The sequence below is a fragment of the Aureimonas sp. AU4 genome, from assembly GCF_001463765.1.
Lineage (GTDB): Bacteria > Pseudomonadota > Alphaproteobacteria > Rhizobiales > Rhizobiaceae > Aureimonas.
In genome coordinates, this window is the sequence record NZ_BBWK01000031.1 from 1 (window position 1) to 22,848 (window position 22,848).

The window sequence follows — 22,848 nt, forward strand, 5'->3', positions numbered from 1 at the left end:
GCGCAGCGGCCACCAGGGCCGGCGCGGGGCTGCCGCCCACGCCGTTGGGCCCGAGATAGGTGTCGATCAGGTTCTCGACGCGCGCGTCCCGCGCCCGGCCCGTCTGGCCGCCGAGCACGACCACGACCACGCCGCGTCCCCCGCGCCGGGCGCTGGCGACGAGGTTGTAGCCCGAGGCGTTGACGTAGCCCGTCTTCATGCCGTCGACGCCGGCGACGCGCCCAAGCAGCTTGTTGGTGGCCCGATAGTGCCGGCCGTTATAATCGAAGCCCTCCTGCGCGAAGAGCGGCCGCATGCCGGGGAAGCGCTTGCGGATGTGAAGGCCGAGCACCGCAAGGTCGCGCGCCGTCGAGATCTGGCGCTCGTCCGGCAGGCCGGACGCGTTGGCGAAGTTGGTGCGCGTCATGCCGAGCTGACGGGCGCGGGCCGTCATCTGCAGGGCGAAGCGCTCCTCGGTGCCGCCGAGGTTCTCGGCCACCACGCTCGCCACGTCGTTGGAGGAATGGACGGCGAGGCCCGGCAGCGCGTCGCGCACGCGGATCGTCGAGCCTGGCCGCAGCCCGAGCTTGGAGGGCGGACGGGACGCGGCATGGGCGGAAACCGCGAGCGGCGTGTCCATCGTCACCTTCTTCGCGTCGATCGCCTCCAGAAGCAGAAGAAGCGTCATCAGCTTCGTGGTGGAGGCGGGATGACGCAGACCGTCGGCGTCGTCGGCGTAGAGAACGGTGCCCCGGTCCTGGTCGACGACGATCGCGGAGGGGACGCGCGTGCCCAGCACGCCCTCGTCGGCCGTCAGCCGGGGCGCCTTGGACGGCGGCACGAGGCCGGCCGCAAGGTCGACGCGCGACAGGTCGGCGGTCTGGCAGGCGGCAAGCGAAAGGAGGATCGGCAGCGCGAGAAGCGCTCGAACGAAGGACAAGCGAGGCACGGCGGTCAAAGGCCCGAAGAGGGAGATGGGGTGCGCCCTCGGGCGCGGCGGCGGATCGTAAGGGAACCCCTGGCACGGGAGGCCGAGGGTTCCAGATAGCGGGCGACGCTGCGCCGTCCCGTCGCGCGGGACGCCCTCCAGATCGACGACGTCAGACCCGACAAGGAAGAGCCATGGCCGAGAACACCGCCCCCGTCTGGTTCATCACCGGCTGCTCCACCGGCTTCGGCCTGGAGCTGGCCCGCCTCGTGCTCGGGCGTGGCTGGCGCGCGGTGGTGACGGCCCGCGACAAGGCGCGCCTCGCCGACCTCGTCGCGCTCGCGCCCGACCGGGCGCTGGCGGTCACGCTCGACGTGACCAAGCAGGCCGAGATCGACGCCGCCGTGAAGGACGCCCTCGACCGGTTCGGCCGCATCGACGTCCTCGTCAACAATGCCGGCTACGGCTACCAGGCCTCGATCGAGGAGGGCGAGGAGGCCGAGATCCGCCAGCAGTTCGACGCCAACGTCTTCGGCCTCTTCGCCATGACGCGCGCGGTCCTGCCCGCGATGCGCGCCCAGCGGAGCGGCCACGTCCTCAACATCACCTCGCAGGCCGGCTTCATCGGTTATCCCGGCTCGGGCTACTACGCCGCCACCAAGCACGCGGTGGAGGGTTTCTCGGACGCGCTCGCCATTGAGGGCAAGCCGCTCGGCATCAAGGTCACCTGCGTCGAGCCCGGCCCCTTCCGCACCGACTGGGCGGGCCGCTCGCTGCGCCAGACGCCGAACCGTATCGAGGACTATGCCGAGACCGCCGGCGCGCGGCTCAAGGGCACGTCCGACATCAGCGGCAAGCAGCCGGGCGACCCGGTCCGCGCCGGCGAGGCGATGATCCGCGCGACCGAGATGGCGGAGGCGCCGCGTCATCTCGTGCTCGGCAAGCCGGCCTTCGAGGGCATCACGCAGCGCCTGCGCGAGCGGCTGGAGCAGATCGAGGGCCTGCGCGACATCTCGCTGTCCGCCGACTTTCCCGACGCTTGATACCGCCGCGCTTTCGAACGGACGCGTTCGAGAAAGCAAGGCAAGACCGAACGGGCGTCCGCCCTCATGGGCGGAATCCTTTGTCCCGACCTCGGTCAGGACAAAGGCGCGCTGGTATGAGGCGGTCATCTCAGCCGCCGTTCATGCGGATGAGGTCCTCGATCGACATGGTGTCGAGAGCCTGCCCGCCGGCCGGCGGCTGCCGCGAGGCGGCGGGGCCTTCCGCCGCGATCTGTCGCGCGGCGCGGCGCATCGCGGCGCCCTGCGCCGTCGCGGCGGGCGGCGCGGCCGGGGCTGAGGCGACCACGACCTGGCGCGCGGCCGGCTGGTAGGGCAGCCGACCCTCGCGTTCTGCCGCCTCGCGCGCGGCGACCTCGCCTTGCGTCGAGGTGGCGTTGCGGCGCTTCTCGTAGAAGGCGTTGCCCCCCTGGATCGTGACGTAGTGCATGTTGGAATAGGGGTAGGAATAGCCGGCGGTGTGGAAGAACATCGCCTTGGCGACTCGCGGATGGCGCTCGCCCTTCAGGACGCGCCCCGCCGTTTGCATGGCAAGATCGCGGCCTCGGTCCATGGGCTTGGACAGGACGCCCGGCGCGAACTGGTTCTTCTGCCCCACCACGCCGCAGACGCTCTGTGGGTACTTGCCGGACTGGAGGCGGTTCATCACCACCGTTCCGACCGCGAGCATCCCCTCCTCGCTCGACCGGTTGCTCTCGAAATACATCGCCCGGGCGAGGCATTCCTGCGAGCTCATGCGCTGGACGCGCGCGCAGCCGCTCGCCAGCGCGGCCAGCGCCACGAGCAGGAGGAAGACGGGAATGCGGCTGATGGGCATCAGGCAACTCGGAACGCGACTGTCGCGCGAGTTTCGCCCGGGACGCTTAAAAGAGGGTTTCGGGGGCGCCGACGCGCCCCCGCCCCGCGGTCACGTTCTACAGAAGCGCCGAGACCGCCTCGCGCTCTTCCACGAGCTCGGCCACCGTGCGGTCGAGCATCTGCTGCTGGAAGGCGTTGATCTCGAGGTCCCGGACGCGCTCGTAGGAACCGTTCGAGCAGATCACGGGCACGCCGCACATCAGGCCCTCGGGGATGCCGTAGGAGCCGTCCGAGGAGATGCCCATCGACACCCAGTCGCCGTCCGAGCCCCGGATCCAGTCGCGCATGTGGTCGATCGCGGCGTTGGCGGCCGAGGCGGCCGACGACGCGCCGCGCGCCTCGATGATCGCGGCGCCGCGCTTGCCGACCGTCGGGATCAGCGTGTCCTTGTACCAGCTCTCGTCGCCGATCACGTCGGGCAGCGGCTTGCCGGCGGCCGTGGCGTAGCGCCAGTCGGCGAACATGGTGGGCGAATGGTTGCCCCAGACCACGAACTTGCGGATCTCGTCGACGCCCACGCCGCCGCGCTGCGCGAACTGCGTCAGGGCGCGGTTGTGGTCGAGCCGCAGCATCGCGGTGACGTTCTCGGTCGGGAAGCCCGGCGCGTTGGCCGCCAGGATCATGGCGTTGGTGTTGGCCGGGTTGCCGACCACGATCACCTTGGCGTCGCGCTTGGCCGCCTCGTCGAGGGCGCGGCCCTGCGTGCGGAAGATCTCGGCGTTGGCGTTGAGGAGGTCGCGGCGCTCCATGCCGGCGGTGCGCGGGCGCGAGCCCACGAAGAAGCCGGCGTCGATGTCGCGGAACGCATCCGTCGGATCGTCCGTGATCACGACGTCCTTGAGAAGCGGGAAGGCGCAGTCCTCGAGCTCCATCACCACGCCGCGCACCGCCTTCTGGGCCTGGGGCAGGTCGAGGAGCTGCAGAATGACAGGCGTCTCCTTGCCGTAGACGTCGCCGTTGGCGATGCGGAACAGAAGGGAGTAGCAGATCTGTCCGGCCGCGCCGGTTACCGCAATGCGCTTGGGCTCAACTGTCATGGTACGACCTTTCCTGCCATGCCGGAGGGAGGCTCCGGCCTCGAGTCGTCCGCCCTCTAACGCCATCCGTGTCCCCATGCCAGTTGAACTTCGCCCCCGCCCCCGTTCAAATCGATCCAATCGGCGCCCGCACCGGCCGGACGCGCGTCGTTGAGCGCGACCGACGCCCTGCGGAGCCGGGTCCGGCGCCTGCGCGAGGCGAGCTGGCGCGAAACGCTGCGCCGCCTGTTCCGCCGCTCCGAAATCTGGTTCGTCCTGCTCGCGGCGCTGGTGGGCGGGGCGAGCGGCACGCTCACCGTCCTGATCAGCCGCCTCGCCTATGCGATCCAGGTCCTCCTGTTTCGCCTTCCCCAGCCCGAGCGACTGAGCGCCCAGGCATCGCTGGAGCTCTGGCAGCTCGCGATCCTGCCGCTCGGCGGCCTGGCGCTGGGCCTGTTCGGACTGGCGGTGCGGGCGAGGCGGCGGGCGCTCGTCGACGCGGTCGAGGCCAACGCGCTCCATGGCGGGCGCATGTCGGGGCGCGACAGTCTCGTGATCGCCGGCCAGACCGTGATCTCCAATGGCTTCGGCGCGTCGGTCGGCCTGGAGGCGGCCTATGCGCAGATGGGGGGCGCCGCGGCCTCGCTCGGCGGACGCCTCTTCGCGCTGCGCCGCGCCGACTTCCGCACGCTGACGGGCGCGGGCGCGGGGGCCGGCATCGCGGCGGCCTTCGGCGCGCCGCTGGTGGGCGCCTTCTACGCCTTCGAGATCGTCATCGGAGCCTATACGCCGGCCGCGATCGCACCGGTGGTCGCGGCCTCGCTCGCCGGCGCGCTCGCCGCCGAGGCGCTCGGCGCCAAGGGCTACGTCCTTCATGTCGCCGAGGCCGGCGCGCTCGATACCGCGAGCTACCTGGCCTATGCGGGCCTGGGCGTGGCGGCCGCGCTCTTCGGCATCGCGCTGATGCGGCTCGTCGCGCTTCTGGAGGAGCGCACCCGCCCCGCCTGGCTGCCGCGCTGGCTGCGGCCGGTGGTGGGCGGCCTGCTTCTCGTGCCGATCGCCCTCCTCTCGCCGCAGACGCTCTCGGCCGGCCACGGCGCGATGCATCTCGACATCGCGGCGGGCGCGGGCATCGGGCTGGTGGCGGCGGTGTTCCTCCTGAAGTCGCTCGCTTCGGTGGTCTCGCTCGGCTTCGGCTTTCGCGGCGGCCTGTTCTTCGCCTCTCTGTTTCTCGGAACGCTGCTCGGCCATCTCTTCGCGGCCGGACTGGCGGCAATCGTCGGCCGGCCGCTCCTCGACGGCGGCGACGCGGCCGTGGTGGGCATGGCGGCCCTGGCGGTCTCGGTGATCGGCGGGCCGATGACCATGGCCATGCTCGTCCTCGAAACGACGCAGGACTTCGCGCTGGTGGGCGCGGTGCTCGCGGCCTCGCTCATTGCCTCGCTGATCGTGCGCGAGCTCTTCGGCTACTCCTTCTCGACGTGGCGCCTGCATCTGCGCGGCGAGACCGTGAAGAGCGCGCGCGACGTCGGCTGGGTGCGCACGCTCACGGCCGGCCGCATGATGCGGCGCGACGCGCGCACCATTCCCGAGACCGCGACGATCGCCGAGTTCCGCCGCCGCTTCCCGCTCGGCTCCGTCGGTCGCGTGGTGCTGCTCGACGACGCCGGCCACTATGCCGGCATCGTGCCGACCGCGAGCGCCTTCGGCGAGGGGCTGGAGGCCGAGACGCCGGTCGGAACCCTGATGAGCCTTCACGACGCGGTGCTCCAGCCGGGCGACGACATCCGCACCGCCATGCACGTCTTCGACGAGACCGGCGCCGACGAGGTGGTGGTTCTGGCGCCCGACGGCTCGGTGCTGGGCGTCCTGTCCGAAAGCCATGCGCGCCGGCGTTACGCCGAGGAGCTGGAAAAGGCGCAACGCGACCTGTTCGGCGAGCGCTGACCCCCTCGCCTCGTCTCGACATGGTGGCGCTTCTGTGCTGCCTGTGCGCCGTCGCGGCCCCCCGGGCCGCTCGCTCGATTCTAGGGGACCCTGCCATGGCCCTCCTCCGCCGCTGGCGTCCGGCTCTCGCCGCGCTCGCTCTCGCGCTGACGGGCGCGCTTTCCGCCCATGCGCAGGACGCGCGCGACAGCATTCGCATCGGCATGAACATCGAACCCGCCGGCCTCGACCCGACGGCGGCGGCGCCGGTCGCGATCGGGCAGGTCGTCTGGCAGAACGTCTTCCAAGGCCTGACGCGCATCGACGAGAACGGTCAGGTCCTGCCCCAGCTGGCAACCGAGTGGGCCGTCTCCGACGAGGGCCGCACGGTCACCTTCACCCTGCGCGAGGGCGTGCGGTTCCAGAACGGCGTCGCCTTCGATTCCTCGACCGCCAAGTTCACGCTGGACCGCGCGCGCGGCGAGGGCTCGATCAACCCGCAGAAGCAGTTCTTCACCAAGATCCGCGCGGTCGAAACGCCGGATCCGCGCACGCTCGTGCTGCGCCTCGCCGAGCCCTCCGGCGATCTTCTCTACCATCTCGCCTGGCCGGCGGCCGTCATGGTGGAGCCCTCCAGCGCCGAAACCAACCGCTCGGCACCGGTCGGCACCGGTCCCTTCCGCCTTGCGGAATGGCGCCAGGGCGACCGGCTGCGCCTGGAGCGCATCCCGAACTACTGGGGCCCGGCCCCGGCGCTGCGCGAGGCCGAGTTCCGTTTCATCAACGACCCGCAGGCGCAGGCCGCCGCCCTGCGATCGGGCGCCGTGGACGCCTTTCCCGAGTTCGGCGCGCCCGAGCTCGTCGAGGAGCTGAAGCGCGAGGAGCGCCTGTCGGTCGTCGTCGGCAACACGGAGCTGAAGGTCGTGGCGGGCATGAACGCGCGCCGCAAGCCCTTCGACGACGCGCGCGTGCGCCGCGCCCTGATGATGGCGGTGGACCGCGCGGCCGTGATCGAGGGCGCCTGGTCGGGCCTCGGCACGCCGATCGGCAGCCATTACACGCCCAACGATCCGGGCTATGTCGATCTTGCCAACCACGTTCCCTACGATCCGCAGGCGGCCAAGCGGCTTCTGGCCGAGGCGGGCTATCCCGACGGATTCGAGACCACCATCCGCACGCCGCAGATGAGCTATGCCACCCGCTCGGCCGAGGTGCTGCAGGCGCTTCTGGCCGAGATCGGCGTCACCCTGCGCATCGTCCCGACCGAGTTCCCGGCGGTCTGGGTCGAGCAGGTCTTGAAGGGGCATGACTTCGACATGACGATCGTCGCCCATGGCGAGCCGCTCGATCTCGATATCTACGCGCGCCCCGACTACTACTTCGGCTACCGGAACCCTGCCTTCGACCATACCATCGCCAAGGCCGGGCGGACGCTCGACGACGCGGACCGTTTCGCGCTCTACGGCAAGGCCCAGCGCATCCTCGCGGACGACCTCCCCGCCCTCTACCTCTTCGTCATGCCCAAGCTCGGCGTCTGGGACCGCCGCCTGACGGGCCTGTGGAGCGACGAGCCGATCGCCGCCAACGACCTGACGGCGGTTCGCTGGCAGCCGTGAGGGGAGCCCTCGGCTTCCTCCTGATGCTGCTCGGCGCCTCGTTCGCCGTGTTCTGGGCGGCGAACGCCCTGCCGGGCGACCCGGCGGTGGTGATGCTGGGAACGGCGGCGCGGCCCGACACGCTGGCGGCGCTGCGCCTCGAGCTCGGCCTCGACCGCCCGCTCTTCCTGCGCTGGCTCGAATGGCTGGGAGGCGCGCTGCGCGGCGACCTTGGCCGCTCGCTGACCTACGGCACGCCGGTCTCGGGGCTGGTGGCCGCGCGCCTCGCGCTCACCCTGCCGCTGGCGTGTCTCAGCTTCCTTCTCGCCGCCGCGATCGGCCTCGCGCTCGGGCTCATTTCGGCGCGCCGGCCCGGCGGCCGGATCGATCGCCTCGCCGCGCTCGCCACGCAGGCGGGAACGGCGCTGCCGGCCTTCGTGGTCGGCCTCTTCCTCGTGCTCTTGGCGAGCCGTTCGAGCGGCTGGCCGACGGGCGGCTTTCCCGGCTGGGGCGCGGGCCCTCTTACCGCGCTGCGCAGCCTCGCGCTGCCGACGCTGGCGCTGGCGCTGCCGCAGGGCATGGTGCTGGCGCGGGTCGCGCGCGCCGCCTTGATCGAGGTCGGCTCGCAGGACTTCATGCGCACGGCGCGCGCCAAGGGCCTGTCGCGCGGGGAGGCGCTGCGCCGCCACGCCCTGCCCAACGCGCTGGTGCCGGTCGCGACCGTCATGGGCCTCCAGTTCTCGTTCCTGGTCGGCGGCACGGTGCTGGTGGAAACCGTCTTCGCCCTGCCGGGGCTCGGCCAGCTCGCGGTCCAGTCGCTCCAGAACCGCGACCTCGTCACGCTCCAGGCCGTCGCGCTGATCCTGGTCGCGACCGTGATCGGCGTGAACGCCCTCGTCGACCTCGCGCTTGGTCGCCTCGACCCGCGCTGGAGCGGACGGCCGTGAGGGGACGGGTACCGCCCCGCCTTCTGGCGGGCGGTCTCCTTCTCGCGCTGACCGGCGCGCTCGCGCTCCTCGCCCTTTGGTGGACGCCCGTCGCCGAGCCCCTGCGGCTGCGCATGCGGCTGCGCTTCCAGGCGCCCGGCGTGGAGGCCTGGCTCGGCACCGATGCGCTGGGGCGCGACACGCTCTCGCTCCTGATGCTCGGCGCGGGGCCGACGCTCGCGGTGGCGCTCGCCTCGGTTCTGATCGGCGCGGCCGCCGGCACGGCGATCGGCCTTGCGGCCGCCTCGCGCGGCGGGCGCGGGGAAGCCGCGCTGATGCGGCTCATGGACCTCGTCTTCGCCTTTCCGCCCGTTCTGTCCGCACTGATGCTCGGCGCGGCGCTCGGCACGGGACGGGGAAGCGCCATCGCCGCCATCGCCCTCTTCACGCTGCCGGTCTTTGCGCGCGTCGCGCGAAACGGGGCGCGGCGGGTTCTCGCGCAGGATTTCGTGCAGGCCGCACGCGCGCTCGGCGTTCCGCCCGTCGGCATCCTGTGGCGCCACGTCCTGCCGGGCATCGGCGGCGAGATCGCCGTGCAGGCCTCGATCCAGATGGGCCTGGCCGTGATCACCGAGGCCGGCCTCTCCTTCATCGGCGTCGGCGAGCCGCCGCCGGCCCCCTCCTGGGGGCGGATGCTGGCCGACGCGCAGACCTATCTCGGCCCCGCGCCCTGGCTTCTGGCCGCCCCCGCCGGCGCGATCGCGCTTCTGGTGCTCGCCTTCAACCTCGCCGGCGACGGGTTGCGCGATCTCCTCGACCCGCGCCGGGAGCGCTAGAACTCGAGTTCGACGACGAGGCCCAGGTGGTCCGAAGCGGGACGCGTGGCGGGAACCGTCCGCGCCTCGAGAATGCGCGCGCCCCCGCCCGCATAGACGCGGTCGAGCGGTGTGAGCGGGCGGCGCGCCGGCCACGAGGGAAGCGCCGCGCGCTCCGGCAGGGCGGCGCGCAGGCGCCGATCCACCCCGCCCGCCGGGTTCCATTCGTTGAGGTCGCCGAGCGCGATCGTCGGGCCGGGACCGACGAGGCTCGCCACGGCCTCGGCCTGCCGGCGCCGCGCGCGAGGGCGCAGGCCGAAATGCGTGGCGAGCACGGTGAGCGATCCGTGCGGCGTCGCGACGCTCGCGCGGATCGCGCCGCGCGGCTCGAAGCCCGGACCGGGCAGAAGCACGACCTCGCCGTGCAAGGGATAGCGGCTCCACAGGACATGGCCATAGGCACACTCGCCCTCGCCGTAGAGGCGCGCCTCGAGGACGTATCCGCCGAGCCCTTCGGCGAGGCGCTCGAAGGCGCGCGGCAGGCGGCCGAGATGCGTGCGCCCGTCGACCTCCTGCAGCGCCGCGACGTCGGCCCCGACCTCGCGGATGACGCGCAGGGTCCGCTCGGGGTCGGGCCGGCGCCCCTCGCCGATGAAGCCGTGGAGGTTCCAGGTCAGGCAGCGCAGCGGCGCGGCGCGCGGGGTTTCCTCAGTTCGCGACACGGTCGCCCTGCCCCCCGCCCGCCACCGTTCGCAGGATCAGCGCGAGATCGCCGAGAAAGGAGCGCGTGGCGAGGTAGCGCGCGTCGATCTCGGCGAGGCGCACGGGGTCGCGCATGTCGATGCCCTGGACCTGGGCGAGACCCGTGATGCCGGGACGCAGCGCCAGGACGCCGCGCCGGCGCCGCTCCTCGACCAGCTCGCGCTGGATCGGCAGGCAGGGGCGCGGGCCCACGAAGCTCATCTCGCCGCGCAGCACGTTCCAGAGCTGGGGCAGTTCGTCGAGCTTCCAGCGACGCAGCCGGGCGCCGAGCGGCGTCACGGCCGAGGCGGGCGTGTCGTGCGAGGCGGCCGAGACCGTGTCCACCCGCATGGTCCGCAGCTTCAGGCAGATGAAGGGCGCGCCGTTCCGCCCGACCCGTTCCTGTCGGAACAGGCCCGGCCCCGCGCTGTCGCGCCGGACGAGAACCACGAGAAAAGCGATCAGCCAGCCGAGAAGAAGGAGGCCGCCTAGGCTTGCCACGATGTCGAAGAGGCGCTTCATGGCGTTTCGATTGCCGGATAACCCGGCCGGAAACAAGGACCGCTTCCCCGCTTGCGCATTCTTCTGACCGGCTCCGGCGGCTTCATCGGCCGCCATCTCCTGCCCTTCCTGCGGGCCCGCGGCCACGATGTCGTGCCGCTCCTGCGCGGCCGGGGCGGCGCACCCAGCGACCTTCGCGCGGTGCGCGACTGGGCGGGCTGGCCGGAGAACATCGAGGCGGTGGCGCATCTGGCCGCGCTCAACCCCGCGCGCGGCACGCGCGAGGCGCAGGACGACGCCGCGCTGATGGCAGCCAACGCGCACGCGACGCGGGCGCTGGCAGGCCGGGCGGCAAGCGAGGGCGCCCGCGTCGTGGTGATGGCCTCGACCGGCCTCGTCCACGGCCTCGGCGAGGCGCCGGTCGCGGAAGGCGAGCGCATCGCGCCGCAAAACAGCTACGCCGCCTCGAAGCTCGCCGCCGAGGCCGAGCTGGCCGAGGCGCTGCGGGGAAGCGCGACGCGCGGCGTCGCCCTGCGTCTGCCGCCGGTCTTCGGCCCCGGCGGAGCGGGGGCGATCGCCAAACTCGCCAAGCTTTCGCGCCTGCCGGTGCCGCTGCCCGTTCCGCAAGGGGGACGGCGCAGCATCCTATGGCTCGGCGACGCGCTGGAGGCCTTCGCGCTGGCGCTGGAGGGCGAGGCGCTGAGCGGCGCCTATCTCGTGGCGGCCGACGAGGCGCCCACCTTGCGCGCGATGGCGGGCGCGATGCGCGGCGCGGCCCCGCTGCCGCTGCCCGGCGCGCTGCCCCGCACGGTGGCGCGCCTTCTCGGGCGCGGCGAAGCCTGGCGGCGGATCGAGGAGAGCCTCGTCTTTCGCAACGACCGGTTCCGCCGCGAGACCGGCTGGCGCCCGCAGGCGGACGCATTGGAGGCGCTCGGCTGGGACGAGCGGCGGATGGTCCGCGAACTCGAACGCATCGGAGCCAGGCCATGAGCGACCACGAGCCGAAGGATCCCGCCAAGCTGCAGCGGCAGAAGCGGCTCGAGGAGCAGCTGCGCGAGAACCTCAAGCGGCGCAAGGCGCAGGCCAAGGCCCGCCGCGAGCCGGGCGAGAGCGGCCGCGACGAGGCGGAAGCCGAGGAGCCCGCCGGCGAGCCATGAGGCCGCTGCATGCGTGCTTCGCGGACGCTCCGGTCCTGGGACCGTCTGTCCAAGTGGACTCGGGAAGCCGGGAAGCCTAGAACCCTTCTCATGAAGGAGTCCCGCATGATCGACTACCATTCGCACTTCGAAGCGGCGATCGAAGCTCTTCATGCCGAGAAGCGCTACCGTGTCTTCGCCGATCTCGAGCGTATCGCAGGCCGCTTTCCGGTCGCCCTCTGGCGGCACGAGGGCGCGAGCCGCGAGATCACGGTCTGGTGCTCCAACGATTATCTCGGCATGGGCCAGCACCCGAGCGTCATCGACGCGATGACGACGACCGCGCAAGGGCTCGGCTCGGGCGCGGGCGGCACGCGCAACATCTCGGGCACGAGCCATCCGCTGGTGGAGCTGGAGCGCGAGCTCGCCGCCCTCCACGGCAAGGAGGCAGCCCTCGTCTTCACGTCGGGCTTCGTGTCGAACGAGGCGTCGATCTCGACCATCGCCAAGCTCCTGCCCGACTGCCTGATCCTGTCGGACGAGCTGAACCACGCTTCGATGATCGAGGGCGTGCGCAAGTCCGGCGTGCGCAAGCAGGTGTTCCGGCACAACGACCTCGCGCATCTGGAAGAACTGCTGGCCGCCGCCGATCCGGCGCGGCCCAAGCTCATCGTCTTCGAGAGTGTCTACTCCATGGACGGCGACGTCGCGCCGATCCGCGAGATCTGCGACCTCGCCGACCGCTACAACGCGATGACCTATATCGACGAGGTCCACGCGGTCGGCATGTACGGCGCGACGGGCGGCGGCATCACGGAGCGCGACGGCGTTGCCGATCGCCTCGACGTGATCGAGGGCACGCTCGCCAAGGCCTACGGCGTGCTCGGCGGCTACATCGCCGGCTCGCGCGCCGTGATCGACGCGGTGCGCTCCTATGCGCCCGGCTTCATCTTCACCACCGCCCTGCCCCCGGCCCTCGCCGCCGCCGCCACGGCCTCGATCCGCCACCTCAAGGCGTCGGGCACGGAACGCGCCGGCCAGCAGCGGCAGGCGGCCACCGTGAAGCGGAACCTCGCCGAGGCGGACCTGCCGGTCATGCCGTCCGACACGCACATCGTGCCGGTGCTGGTGGGCGATCCCGACCTCTGCAAGCGGGCGAGCGACCGGCTGCTCGAGGTCCACGGCATCTACATCCAGCCGATCAACTACCCGACCGTGCCGCGCGGCACGGAGCGCCTGCGCATCACGCCGACCCCGCTGCACGACGACGCGCTGGTGGCGCGCCTGCGCGAGGCGCTGTGCGAGACGTGGGAAGCGCTCGGCATCCCCTTCGCCTCGCAGCGCGAGGACACCCGTGAGCCCGCGCCCGAGCGGATGCCGGCGCTCGTCGTGGCCCAGGCCGGCGGCTGAAGCGAAGCCCCCCTACGCAGGGAGCGACAGGGCCGGACGAGCGATCGTCCGGCCCTGTCCTGTTTCAGGTCCGCTCGGCCGGGTCCTCGGTGTCGCGCGCCGCCGCCTCGCCGGCCACCTCGGCCTCGCGCACCGGCAGGCGCCGCGCCAGAAGCGGCACGGCGAGCGCCAGCGCCACGAAGCGCACGACATGGTGCGCGGCGACATAGGCCGGGTCGAGATCGAACTGGAAGGCGAGCACCGTCAGCGCCTCCAGGGCGCCCGGCGCATAGGCCAGCGCGATCTTGCCGAAGTCGATGCCGAGCACGGCCAGCGCCGCGAGCCCCGCCAGACCCGATAGGGCGACGCCGATCACGAAGGCGCCGAGCGAGGCGGGAAGGAGCGGCAGCATGGAGGCGCGGTCCTCGGGGCGCAGCCGACCGCCGATCACGCAGCCGAGGATGACCAGCGCGGGAATCGCGATCTCGTTGGGAATGGCGACCGCCGCGACCTGCGAACCGTGCAGGAGCGCGCTGCCGAGCATCGCGCCGAGGATGAGGCCGCCCGGCACCTTGGTCGCGACGCCGACCGCCGCGAGCGCGAGGCAGACACCGATCAGCAGAAGGTACTGCCACCACGCGCCGATCGCGCCGCCCCGCAGGCCCTGCGCCACGACGTCGCCGCCCTCCAGCCAGCCGAGAAGCGGCGTCAGCGCGCCGATCAGGAGCAGGAGGCGCATGGACTGCACCACGACGATGCGGGTCATGTCGGCGCGCGTCTGCGAGGCGGCGGCCAGCACGAAGGAGAGCGCGCCCGGCATCGCGGCGAAGAGCGCCGTCTCGCGATCCCAGCCGAAGACGCGCTGCAGGAAGAAGCGGGTCGCGATCACGACCAGCACGACGCCCGCCATCTGGATCGCGAAGGACAGCGGCCAGAGCGCGAGCTGTCCCAGCACCTCGGGCGTGACGCCCGAGCCGGCCTGGATGCCGAGGACGAAGAACACGAGGTCGCGCAACCTGTTGGGCAGGAGGATGCGCAGGCCCGACAGGCTTGCCACGGCGACCGCCAGCGTCGAGCCGAGCAGCCAGCTCACCGGCAGGTCGAGAAGCGTCGCGAGCGCACCGCCGCCCGCGCCGACCAGCAGGGTCAAGCCGAGGCGCGCGGCGCTGCCCCGCGCCGCGAGCGCGCTCACGCCGCCGATCCGATCCAGCGAACGAGCCGGCCGGCAGCCTCCTCCACCTCGTCGAGCCGGCGGTGGAAGCAGGCGCGCAGGTAGTTTTGCGATGTCGGACCGAAGGCCGCGCCCGGCGCGAGGCCCACGTTCGCCTCGTCGGCGATGCGCATCGCCGCCGTCATGCCGTCCTCGATGCCGTCGATCGCGAAGAAGGTGTAGAAGGCGCCCTCCGGCTTGACGAGGCGCACGCGGTTGGTCGCGAGAAGCGCGTCGCAGAAGAGGTCGCGGGCGATGCGGGCCCTCTCGACCTGGCTCGCGACGAAGCTCTCGCCCTCCTCGATCGCGGCCACTGCGCCGCGCTGCAGGAAGGCGGCGACGCCCGAGTTGGAATATTGCACGAGGTTCTCGATCAGGTCGCCGAACTCGGCCGGCGCCTCGATCCAGCCGACACGCCAGCCCGTCATCGCCCAGTTCTTGGAGAAGGAGTTGACGAAGATCACCGGGTCGTCGTCGCGCATCTCGTCGTGGAACGAGGGCGCGCGCGCGCCGGCATAGAAGAAGCGGGCATAGATCTCGTCGGCGATCACGAAGATGCCGCGCTCGCGCGCGAGCGCCAGCACCGCCCGGATCGTTTCGGCATCCGCCGTCCAGCCGGTCGGATTGTTGGGCGTGTTCAGGAAGATCGCGCGGGTGCGGGGGGTCAGCGCCGCCGCGAGCGCGCCGAGGTCGAGCTGCCACGCGCCGTCGCGGATCACGAGCGGCACCTCGACGGGCCGCGCGCCGGCAAGTCCGGCGGCGGCCGCGAAGTTCGGCCAGAGCGGGGCGACGAAGACGATCTCGTCGCCCTCGCCCGCCAGCGCCGCGATCGCGGTCTGGATGGCGTGCATGCCCGAGCCCGTCACGAAGATGCGCTCCGGGCGCGTCGGCCGGTCGTAGAGGCGCGTGATGTAGGAGGCGAGCGCTGCGCGCAGCTCGGGGATGCCGCGCTGCCAGGTGTAGAAGGTTTCGCCCGCCGCCAGGCTCCGCGCCGCCTCATCCGAGATGAAGGCGGGTGTCGCGAGGTCCCCCTCGCCCGCCCAGAGCGGGATCAGGCCCTCGCGGCCGCGCGCATGGTTGATCACCCGGACGATGCCGCTCTCGGGCGCGGCGAGGGCGGCGGGGCGCAGGCGTTGGAGATGGCTCATGGGCATCCGGAAGGGCAGTGCGGGCGGGATGCCGGCCCGCGCCACGAAGCGCCCGAGCCGGCAGCCGTTCTGCTCCGCCTTCCGCCGCCCGGCGTCAACCCCCGGCGGCGGACGCCGTCAAAGACCGATGCCGGGCACCTGGCCGGGACGCGCCCCGCGTCCGCTCGCCAGGAGGTCGCGGATCTCCTCCAGGAGTTCCTCCTCGCGCGGCACCTTCTTTTCCTCGGCGGGCTTGGCCTCCTCGCGGCGCTTCAGCCGGTTCATGCCCTTCACGACCATGAAGAGCACGAAGGCGACGATCACGAAGTTGATGAGGAGCGTGAGGAAGTTGCCGTAGGCGAGGACCGGCCCCTGCTCGCGCGCCTGGGCGAGGCTGGTGGCCGTGACGTTCGAGGACAGGGCGACGAACTTGTTGGTGAAGTCGACGCCGCCGGTGACCAGACCGATCACGGGCATGAAGAGGTCGGCCACCACCGAGTTGACGAGGCCCGAAAAGGCCGCGCCGATGATGATGCCGATGGCCAGGTCGACCATGTTACCCTTGAGGGCGAACTCGCGAAACTCCTTGAGCACGGACGGTTCTCCTTGTGAGCTAAGGCAGCCACACGAAAGAGTGACCGCAACCGGCCGCCAAGGCAACCAAGGCGGGTAACCCGCTTGCCCCTCAGTTCCGCTTCGTCCCCAGGAAATGCAGCGCGACCTCGCGCCGGTGGGGACGGCGACGGTGCTCGAAGAGATAGAGGCCCTGCCACGTGCCGAGCATCATCCGCCCGCCTTGCACCGGCACCGACAGGCTGACGCCCGAAAGAACGGACTTGATGTGGGCCGGCATGTCGTCGGGTCCCTCGATCGTGTGGACGTAAGGCGCGTTCTCGGGCGCGAGGCGGTCGAAGGCGGAAAGGAGATCGGTGCGCACGTCCGGGTCGGCATTCTCCTGGATGGTCAGCGAGGCCGAGGTGTGGCGCAGGAACACCGTCAGGAGGCCGTCGCCCGCCCCCTCCTCGCGCAGCCGGGCGGCGAGCGGAGCGGTGATGTCCTGAAGGCCGCGTCCCCGCGTCTCGAAGCGGAGCGTCGCGATGAACTGCTGGTCGGGCGTCTGCATGAGGCGTGGATCCGCGTGGGAGGCATAGCGGCCGGAGGGCGGCGCGCTATTCTTGGCCAGGTTTTCAGGCAACCGTCGGCCTCGGCCTCCGGTTGCAGGCGAAGACCCAGCCGGAGCGCCAGACCCATGACCGACGAGAAGCTGATCGCGGCCGCGCCCTTCGCGCTGGAAGCGGGAGACGCCGAGCTGAAGCGCATCAACGCCGAGATCGAGGGCTTCCAGGCCTCGATGCCGAGCGCCTGGGACCTGCCGCTGGAGACGGTGCGCCGGGCGCGGCGCGAGGGGCGCGGCGTGTTTCCGGGGCTCCAGCCGGACCGGGACGCCACCACGGCGAGCGTGCGCGGGCGCGGCGGGAACGCCATTCCCTTGCGCGTGCTGCGGCCCACAGGGCGGACCGCGATCGGCACCTATCTCCACATCCACGGCGGGGGCTGGGTCTTCGGCGAGGCGGCCGAGAACGACGGGCGGCTCCGGCGCCTCGTGGAGGCCACTGGGCTCGTCAGCGTATCGGTGGACTACCGGCTCGCGCCCGAGCATCCCTTCCCCGCCGCGCCGGACGACTGCGAGGACGCGGCGCTGGCGCTCCTGCGCGGCGAGGTGGAGGGCGCGCCGCTGGACCGGCTGGCCATCGGCGGCGAGTCGGCCGGCGCGCATCTGTCGGTTCTCGTCCTCCTGCGCCTGCGCGACCGGCACGACCAGACGCCGTTTCGCGCCGTCAACCTCGTGGCGGGCGCCTACGACCTGTCGCTGACGCCTTCGGTGCGCTCCTTCGGAGCCGAGCGCCTCGTCCTCAACACGCAGGACGTGGTGGAGTTCGTCGAGCGCTTCGTGCCGGAGGGCGTCTCCTTGCGCGATCCGGCGGTCTCGCCGCTCTATGCCGGCCTGGAGCGCCTGCCGCCCGCGCTCTTCAGCGTGGGCACGCGCGACCTTCTCCTTGACGACACGCTGTTCATGGCCGCGCGCTGGCTCGCGGCCGGCAACCGGACCGAACTCGACGTACAGCCCGACGGCTGCCACGTCTTCCAGATCTTCGCCTCGGAGGCGGGACGTCGCTCGGAAGCGCGGATGGCGGCCTTTCTCCTGCGTCACCTCGGCGACGCATCGTCCCGCGTCCTCTCGCAGGATTGATTTTCGCCCCCTCCTCTGGCACCGCGGAAGGCATGAGCCCGCACGCCCCGATCTACAAGCTTCTTTCGCGCGACCTCTGGCTGGAGGCCGAGGATCGCGGACGTTTCGAGGGCTCGGCCGTCGACCGTCAGGACGGCTTCATCCACTTCTCGACGGGCGCGCAGGTGCGCGAGACCGCCGCCAAGCACTTCTCGGACGAGCGGTCGCTGGTGATGGTGGCGGTGGACCCGGCCGTGCTCGGCGGGGCGCTGCGCTGGGAGCCCTCGCGCGGCGGCGCCCTCTTCCCCCACCTCTACGAGCCGCTCAGCCTCGACGCGGTGCTCTACGTCGAGGACATCGACTACCGCGACGGCGACGGCCATCACTTCCCGGACAGCCTCCGGTGAGCCGCCTCTACCGCTTCGCCCGTCCGGTCCTCTTCGCGCTTGATCCCGAGCGCGCCCACGCGCTCTCGCTGGAGGCGCTGAAGCGCGGCCTCTTCAAGCGGCACGACCTGCCGCTCGATGCGCGGCTGCGCGTGGACGTGGCGGGGCTGCATTTTCCCAACCCGCTGGGTCTGGCCGCCGGCTACGACAAGAACGCCGAGGCACCCGACGCACTCCTTCGCCTCGGCTTCGGCTTCGTGGAAATTGGCACCGTCACGCCCCAGCCGCAGGAGGGCAACGAGCGCCCCCGCATCTTCCGGCTCGCGGAATCCTTTGCGGTGATCAACCGGCTCGGCTTCAACAACGAGGGCCACGCCGATGTCGCCGAGCGCCTGGAAGGGCGGCGGCGGCGCGGCGGAATCGTCGGCGTCAACATCGGCGCCAACAAGGACACGAGCGACCGGATCGGCGACTATGTCGCCGGCATCCACCGCTTCCTGCCGCTCTCCTCCTATCTCACCGTCAACATCTCCTCGCCTAACACGCCGGGCCTGCGCGACCTGCAGAAGGGTTCGGCGCTGGACGAGCTTCTGGAACATGCGGTGGCCGCGCGCGACGGGGCGGCCGCGATCCAGGCCGAGGACCGCCGCCCGCTCTTCGTGAAGGTCGCGCCCGACCTCTCGCGCGCCGAGATCGAGGCGATCGCCGAAACCGCGCTGCGCCGCAAGGTGGACGGTCTGATCGTCTCCAACACGACGCTGTCGCGCCAGGGCGTCGAAGGCCGGCGCTTCGCCGACGAGACCGGCGGCCTGTCGGGACGCCCGCTCTTCTCGCGCTCGACCTACGCGCTGGCCGCCTTCCGGCGGGCGCTCGGACCCGACTTCCCGCTGATCGGCGCGGGCGGGGTGGAGAGCGCGCGCACCGCGCTTGGCAAGATGGAGGCGGGCGCCGACCTCGTGCAGCTCTACACGTCCCTGATCTACGGCGGGCCGGAGCTGCCGATCCGCGTTCTCAAGGGCATGATCCGCTACCTCGACAAGACCGGCTCCGACTCGATCCGCCAGATCAGGGATACCAAGGTCGACGAGATCCTCGCCCGCGACCCGCCGCTCGGCTGGGAGGTCCAGCGCGCCTGACGCGATTCGCGAGACCCGCCCCTTGCCCCCGCTGATCCACCACCCGGCCTTCGACGCCGAGTTCGATCCCGCGCATCGCTTCCCGATGCGAAAGTTCACGCGGCTGGCCGAGATCCTGGTGGAGGACGGTCTGGTGGCGCCCGGGGGCTTCCAGGTGCCCGCCCCCGCGCTGCCCAGCTGGCTCGAGCTCGCACACGACCCGGCCTATGTCGAGGCGGTGCTGACGCAGCGCGTCTCGCGCGAGCGCGAGAAGGTGATCGGCTTTCCGGTGGACGAACGCGTCGCCATGCGCTCGGCCTGCGCGGTGGGCGGAACGGTGCTCGCCGCGCGCCTAGCGCTGGAGGGAGGGCTCGCCTGCAACACGGCGGGCGGCAGCCACCATGCGGGCCCCGAGGGAGGCGCGGGCTTCTCGGTCTTCAACGACGTGGCGGTGGCCGCGCACGTCCTTCTGGCGGATGGCGACGTCGGTCGCGTTCTCGTCTTCGACTGCGACGTCCACCAGGGTGACGGCACGGCACGCATCTTCGAGCGCGACGCGGCCGTGTTCACGCTCTCGGTCCATGCCGAGCGCAACTACCCGACCGACAAGGCGCGCTCAGACCTCGACGTTCCGCTCCCCGACGGCATGGAGGACGAGAGCTATCTCGCGCTCCTGCCGGCGCTTCTGGAGCGGGCGATCCGCGAGGCGCGGCCCGACATCGTGTTCTACAACGCGGGCGTCGATCCCCACCGCGACGACCGGCTGGGCCGCCTTCATCTGAGCGACGCGGGGCTGGCCGAGCGCGACAGGCGCGTGATCGGAACCTGCCGCGAGCGCGGCCTGCCGGTCGCGGGCGTCATCGGCGGCGGCTACTCGCGCGACATCGAGGCGCTGGCGCGGCGCCACTCGATCCTGCACCGCGTGGCCGCCGAGTTCGGCTGACGCTTCCGTCCGCTCAGCCGCGCCCGGTCTTGAGGAGGCGCGAGACGAGGAAGACCGGCACCACGATCGCCGCGCCCAGCACGAAATACTCCCAGGCCCGGCCGAGCGAGCCGAAGATCGAGATCCACGTGTAGCGCACGAGGTCCACCACCCAGTCGACGAGTTCGAGCGGGCGCAGGTCCAGCCAGGACAGGAGGATGCCGACGAGAAGCGATATGATCGCGAGGCGCACGATCACCGACAGCGGCGAGCCGCCGAGAAAGCGCGTGACCTGACCCGACATGACGATCCTCGATCCGAACGGCCCCCGGACCGGGGGCGAAGCTGCCCTGACGTAGAGAGCGAGCGTGGCGGATGCAAGGAAGCCCTCAGGCCGGCAGCATGCGCTGCAGCGTCTCCAGCCGGTCCGCCTCGCAGGACGGCTTGTCCCAGCGCAGGCGCGAGACGCGGGGGAAGCGCATCGCGACGCCCGACTTGTGGCGCGGCGAGCGCTGCAGCCCCTCGAAGGCGATCTCCAGCACGAGCCCCTCCTCTCGCGTCGCGCGCACCGAGCGCACCGGCCCGAAGCGCTCGGTCGTATGGTCGCGCACGTATTTGTCGAGCTGCTTCAGCTCCGCGTCCGTGAAGCCGAAATAGGCCTTTCCGACCGGCACGAGCTCGGGCGCCGTCTCCGGCCCGGTCCAGACGCCGAACGTGTAGTCCGAGTAGAAGGAGGACCGCTTGCCGTGTCCCCGCTGCGCGTACATCAGTACCGCGTCGATGACGTGCGGGTCCTGCTTCCACTTGAACCAGGGCCCCTTCGGGCGGCCGGGCACGTAGGCGCTGTCCCAGCGCTTCAGCATCAAGCCCTCGATCACCGCATGGGGCGGATGGCTGCGCGCGCGCGAAAGGTCCTCGAAGCTCCTGAACGGGATGAAGGGCGAGACGTCGAAGCGCGTCGGCTCGAGCCTGGCCATGAAGCGATCCAGCCGCTCGCGCCGCTCGGCGAAGGGCAAGGCGCGCAGATCGTCGCCCCCGTCCTGAAGGAGATCGTAGACGCGCAGGAAGACCGGATGCTTGCGCTGGACGGCGAGCGACACGCTCTTGCGGTTGAGGCGCTGCTGGAGGTCGGAGAAGGTGCCGACCACGATGTCGTCGCGAAGCTGCGACCCGTGCGGGTCGAGAAGCGGCTCTCCCCCGCCGCCCGGCCTCGCCACCAGAAGCTCGCCGTCGATAGAGCCCTCGAACGCCATCGCCTCGGTGAGGTCCGGAAAGGCGCCCGAGATGTCGTCGCCGGTGCGCGAATAAAGGCGCTTCACGCCGGCCTCGCTCGTGGCCTGCACGCGGATGCCGTCCCACTTCCATTCGGCGGCATAGTCGTCCGGGCTGATGCGGCCGTAGTCCGGCTCCTCCAGCGGCTGCGAGAGCATGACCGGCCGGAACGGGCTGCGCGCGGCCGAGACGGGCTTCTCGGTGCGTCCCTCCAGCCAGTCGAACAGCGTGAGATAGGGCGCGTCGAGGCCGTGCCAGAGCTCCTCGATCTCCGTGATGTCCTTGTTCCCGAAGTCGGCCAGCGCCTGCTTGGCAAGGCGCGAGGAGGCGCCGACGCGCAGTTGCCCGGTGACGAGCTTCAGAAGCGCGTAGCGGCCCGAGGAGTCCAGCCGGTCGAGCCATTCGGCCACCAGCTTCGGGCCCTCGACGCGCGTCGCCTGCGCCAGGGCGCCGATCACCTCGGACAGCGAGGGCACGTCGTTGCGCAAGGGGCCCGTGCCGTCGTGGGGCGCCGGCCAGACGAGGGCGATCGTCTCGGCCAGGTCTCCCACATAGTCGTAGGAATAGCCGAACAGGACCTCGTCCATCCGGTCGAGCATCAGGTCGCGCAGCATGGCCGGCTTGACCGAGCGGATGTCGAGTTCGCCCGTCAGCGCCGCCAGCGCCCAGCCGCGCTCGGGATCGGGCACGGTGCGGAAATAGTCCGCCATCAGCTTGAGCTTGCCGTTGCGCGAGGGCGTCAGGACCAGGCGGTCGAGGAGTTCGGCGAAGCGCTGCACGGCGGGTCGGGAGGCCTTCGGGTCGCGGATGGAGAAGGGCAGATAGCGTGCGCGCCCGCCGGCACCAGCGCCTATTCGGCGGCGGCAGCCTCGAGCGAGCGCCCGCGCAGACGAAGGCGCAGGTGATGGCGGGCCGTGTAAACGGCGTCGGCGTCCATGCCCGGCTCGGCGACCAGCCACTCGAGATAGTCGGTCGGCACCTCGGCCAGGCTCGCGCCCTTGTGGCGGCCGAAGCGCAGGCGCGCGAGCAGCGCCGGCTCGGCGGAAACGCGGCCGGCGCGCTCCAGGAAGTCGGCGGCGTCGCGACAGCGCGGCATGAGCTCGGCCGCGATGCGCCGCAGGAGCACGGCGGTGCAGAGCGCGTCGTAAAGCGCGCGGTGGGCGTGCGAGCCCTCCAGAAGCGGGCGCACGTCGGAAAGGTCGAGCGGCAGGTACTTGACCAGCGACTGCAGCCCGTGGGCCCGCACGCCCGGAAAGGCGCGCAGCGCCAGCTTGTAGGTGCAGAGCCACTGACCGGGCAGGCGCAGGCGCGCCCGGTCGAAGCTCGCGCGCTGGGCGGCGTAGGTCGAGGCGCCCGCAAAGGTGCCGATCACCTCCCCGAGGGCCGGCGCGCCCTCCAGCATCTCGTCGCTGATATGGTGGACGCGGCGCGCATGCGGGTTGATCGGAACGCCGGCCGGGTCGCACAGCGTTTCCAGCGGATTGAAGATGCGGCCCGTGGCCAGGTCGATGTCGACCGAGCCGATCTCGATCACCGCGTCCTCCTCCAGCCGCTGCCCGGCGGTTTCGGTGTCGATGACGCGCACCACGGTGTCGACGTCGGCAAAGAGGTCGGGCGTGCGGGGGCTGGTGGGAAAGAGGTCGCTCATGAGGAGCCCTAAGGTCGGGCTGTCCCCACCCCGCGGCAAGGGCTCAAGGCTCGCGACGCGCTGATCG

General features: G+C 71.7%; 24 protein-coding genes. 12 read left to right on the forward strand and 12 right to left on the reverse strand.

Features of this window, described 5'->3' with window-relative positions; translation table 11 throughout:
- The coding region (locus AUL35_RS10560; RefSeq protein ID WP_374754489.1) for a D-alanyl-D-alanine carboxypeptidase family protein at nt 1–928 on the reverse strand (928 nt) is incomplete at its 3' end.
- Nucleotides 929–1,101: 173 nt separating this feature from the next.
- On the opposite strand from AUL35_RS10560, the gene AUL35_RS10565 reads away from it, so the two are divergent.
- On the forward strand, nt 1,102–1,950 hold the full coding sequence (locus AUL35_RS10565; protein ID WP_062014608.1) for an oxidoreductase: 849 nt from the start codon (nt 1,102–1,104) through the stop codon (nt 1,948–1,950).
- 130 nt (nt 1,951–2,080) lie between these two features.
- Here the strand turns inward: AUL35_RS10565 and AUL35_RS23180 are convergent, their stop codons facing one another.
- On the reverse strand, nt 2,081–2,785 hold the full coding sequence (locus tag AUL35_RS23180) for a cell wall hydrolase (protein ID WP_374754490.1): 705 nt from the start codon (nt 2,783–2,785) through the stop codon (nt 2,081–2,083).
- Nucleotides 2,786–2,882: 97 nt separating this feature from the next.
- Complete coding sequence (locus tag AUL35_RS10575; protein WP_062014609.1) at nt 2,883–3,863, reverse strand: malate dehydrogenase; 981 nt, start codon at nt 3,861–3,863, stop codon at nt 2,883–2,885.
- Between the two features lie 150 nt (nt 3,864–4,013).
- Here AUL35_RS10575 and AUL35_RS10580 point away from each other — a divergent pair, with 150 nt between their 5' ends.
- From AUL35_RS10580 to AUL35_RS10595, 4 genes are all read left to right on the forward strand, one after another.
- Complete coding sequence (locus AUL35_RS10580) at nt 4,014–5,789, forward strand: chloride channel protein (RefSeq protein WP_082666255.1); 1,776 nt, start codon at nt 4,014–4,016, stop codon at nt 5,787–5,789.
- A 95-nt stretch (nt 5,790–5,884) separates the two neighbouring features.
- Nucleotides 5,885–7,384, forward strand: coding sequence for an ABC transporter substrate-binding protein (locus AUL35_RS10585; protein ID WP_062014610.1), 1,500 nt, complete (start codon nt 5,885–5,887; stop codon nt 7,382–7,384).
- Nucleotides 7,385–7,407: 23 nt separating this feature from the next.
- Complete coding sequence (locus AUL35_RS10590; RefSeq protein WP_062014611.1) at nt 7,408–8,310, forward strand: ABC transporter permease; 903 nt, start codon at nt 7,408–7,410, stop codon at nt 8,308–8,310.
- Nucleotides 8,307–9,125 (forward strand): ABC transporter permease, encoded by an 819-nt coding sequence (locus tag AUL35_RS10595; RefSeq protein ID WP_244493736.1) that lies wholly within the window; start codon nt 8,307–8,309, stop codon nt 9,123–9,125. The genes AUL35_RS10590 and AUL35_RS10595 overlap by 4 nt, the downstream gene beginning before the upstream one ends.
- On the opposite strand, the gene AUL35_RS10600 is transcribed toward AUL35_RS10595, so the two are convergent.
- Nucleotides 9,122–9,826: an endonuclease/exonuclease/phosphatase family protein gene (locus tag AUL35_RS10600; protein WP_062014612.1), complete on the reverse strand. Its 705-nt coding sequence runs from the start codon at nt 9,824–9,826 to the stop codon at nt 9,122–9,124. The two genes, AUL35_RS10595 and AUL35_RS10600, sit on opposite strands and share 4 nt — an antisense overlap.
- Nucleotides 9,813–10,367 carry a sugar transferase gene (locus AUL35_RS10605; RefSeq protein WP_062014613.1) on the reverse strand — a complete coding sequence of 185 codons (555 nt, stop codon included), beginning with the start codon at nt 10,365–10,367 and terminating at the stop codon, nt 9,813–9,815. Before AUL35_RS10605 ends, AUL35_RS10600 begins: the two co-directional genes overlap by 14 nt.
- Before the next feature lie 51 nt (nt 10,368–10,418).
- Between AUL35_RS10605 and AUL35_RS10610 the strand changes: the two genes are divergently transcribed.
- The 3 genes from AUL35_RS10610 (at nt 10,419) to hemA (ending at nt 12,892) form a co-directional block, all read left to right on the forward strand.
- Nucleotides 10,419–11,336, forward strand: a complete 918-nt coding sequence (locus AUL35_RS10610; protein WP_062014614.1) for an NAD(P)-dependent oxidoreductase — start codon at nt 10,419–10,421, stop codon at nt 11,334–11,336.
- Nucleotides 11,333–11,503 (forward strand): hypothetical protein, encoded by a 171-nt coding sequence (locus AUL35_RS22090; protein WP_156417935.1) that lies wholly within the window; start codon nt 11,333–11,335, stop codon nt 11,501–11,503. The genes AUL35_RS10610 and AUL35_RS22090 overlap by 4 nt, the downstream gene beginning before the upstream one ends.
- Nucleotides 11,504–11,611: 108 nt before the next feature.
- Nucleotides 11,612–12,892 (forward strand): 5-aminolevulinate synthase, encoded by a 1,281-nt coding sequence (hemA, locus tag AUL35_RS10615; protein ID WP_062014633.1) that lies wholly within the window; start codon nt 11,612–11,614, stop codon nt 12,890–12,892.
- A gap of 64 nt (nt 12,893–12,956) precedes the next feature.
- Here hemA and AUL35_RS10620 read toward each other — a convergent pair whose 3' ends face one another.
- From AUL35_RS10620 to AUL35_RS10635, 4 genes are all read right to left on the reverse strand, one after another.
- Nucleotides 12,957–14,063 carry an AbrB family transcriptional regulator gene (locus tag AUL35_RS10620; RefSeq protein ID WP_062014615.1) on the reverse strand — a complete coding sequence of 369 codons (1,107 nt, stop codon included), beginning with the start codon at nt 14,061–14,063 and terminating at the stop codon, nt 12,957–12,959.
- Nucleotides 14,060–15,229, reverse strand: coding sequence for a pyridoxal phosphate-dependent aminotransferase (locus tag AUL35_RS10625; RefSeq protein WP_062014635.1), 1,170 nt, complete (start codon nt 15,227–15,229; stop codon nt 14,060–14,062). The genes AUL35_RS10620 and AUL35_RS10625 overlap by 4 nt, the downstream gene beginning before the upstream one ends.
- Nucleotides 15,230–15,346: 117 nt before the next feature.
- Nucleotides 15,347–15,802 carry a large conductance mechanosensitive channel protein MscL gene (gene mscL / locus AUL35_RS10630; RefSeq protein ID WP_062014616.1) on the reverse strand — a complete coding sequence of 152 codons (456 nt, stop codon included), beginning with the start codon at nt 15,800–15,802 and terminating at the stop codon, nt 15,347–15,349.
- A gap of 91 nt (nt 15,803–15,893) precedes the next feature.
- The gene (locus AUL35_RS10635) at nt 15,894–16,331 is read right to left on the reverse strand and encodes a secondary thiamine-phosphate synthase enzyme YjbQ (protein WP_062014617.1); all 438 of its coding nucleotides are present in this window, start codon (nt 16,329–16,331) and stop codon (nt 15,894–15,896) included.
- A gap of 126 nt (nt 16,332–16,457) precedes the next feature.
- On the opposite strand from AUL35_RS10635, the gene AUL35_RS10640 reads away from it, so the two are divergent.
- The 4 genes from AUL35_RS10640 to AUL35_RS10655 are packed head-to-tail and all read left to right on the forward strand — an operon-like array spanning nt 16,458 to nt 19,882.
- Nucleotides 16,458–17,459, forward strand: coding sequence for an alpha/beta hydrolase (locus AUL35_RS10640; RefSeq protein WP_062014618.1), 1,002 nt, complete (start codon nt 16,458–16,460; stop codon nt 17,457–17,459).
- A 32-nt stretch (nt 17,460–17,491) separates the two neighbouring features.
- Nucleotides 17,492–17,845: a DUF952 domain-containing protein gene (locus AUL35_RS10645; protein WP_062014619.1), complete on the forward strand. Its 354-nt coding sequence runs from the start codon at nt 17,492–17,494 to the stop codon at nt 17,843–17,845.
- Nucleotides 17,842–18,960, forward strand: coding sequence for a quinone-dependent dihydroorotate dehydrogenase (locus tag AUL35_RS10650; protein ID WP_062014620.1), 1,119 nt, complete (start codon nt 17,842–17,844; stop codon nt 18,958–18,960). Before AUL35_RS10645 ends, AUL35_RS10650 begins: the two co-directional genes overlap by 4 nt.
- Before the next feature lie 22 nt (nt 18,961–18,982).
- Nucleotides 18,983–19,882, forward strand: a complete 900-nt coding sequence (locus AUL35_RS10655; protein ID WP_062014621.1) for a histone deacetylase — start codon at nt 18,983–18,985, stop codon at nt 19,880–19,882.
- A gap of 13 nt (nt 19,883–19,895) precedes the next feature.
- Here AUL35_RS10655 and AUL35_RS10660 read toward each other — a convergent pair whose 3' ends face one another.
- From AUL35_RS10660 to AUL35_RS10670, 3 genes are all read right to left on the reverse strand, one after another.
- On the reverse strand, nt 19,896–20,165 hold the full coding sequence (locus AUL35_RS10660) for a DUF6460 domain-containing protein (protein WP_062014622.1): 270 nt from the start codon (nt 20,163–20,165) through the stop codon (nt 19,896–19,898).
- A gap of 85 nt (nt 20,166–20,250) precedes the next feature.
- On the reverse strand, nt 20,251–21,912 hold the full coding sequence (locus AUL35_RS10665) for a cisplatin damage response ATP-dependent DNA ligase (RefSeq protein ID WP_062014623.1): 1,662 nt from the start codon (nt 21,910–21,912) through the stop codon (nt 20,251–20,253).
- A 71-nt stretch (nt 21,913–21,983) separates the two neighbouring features.
- On the reverse strand, nt 21,984–22,781 hold the full coding sequence (locus tag AUL35_RS10670) for an exonuclease domain-containing protein (protein ID WP_062014624.1): 798 nt from the start codon (nt 22,779–22,781) through the stop codon (nt 21,984–21,986).
- Between the last annotated feature and the right edge of the window lie 67 nt (nt 22,782–22,848).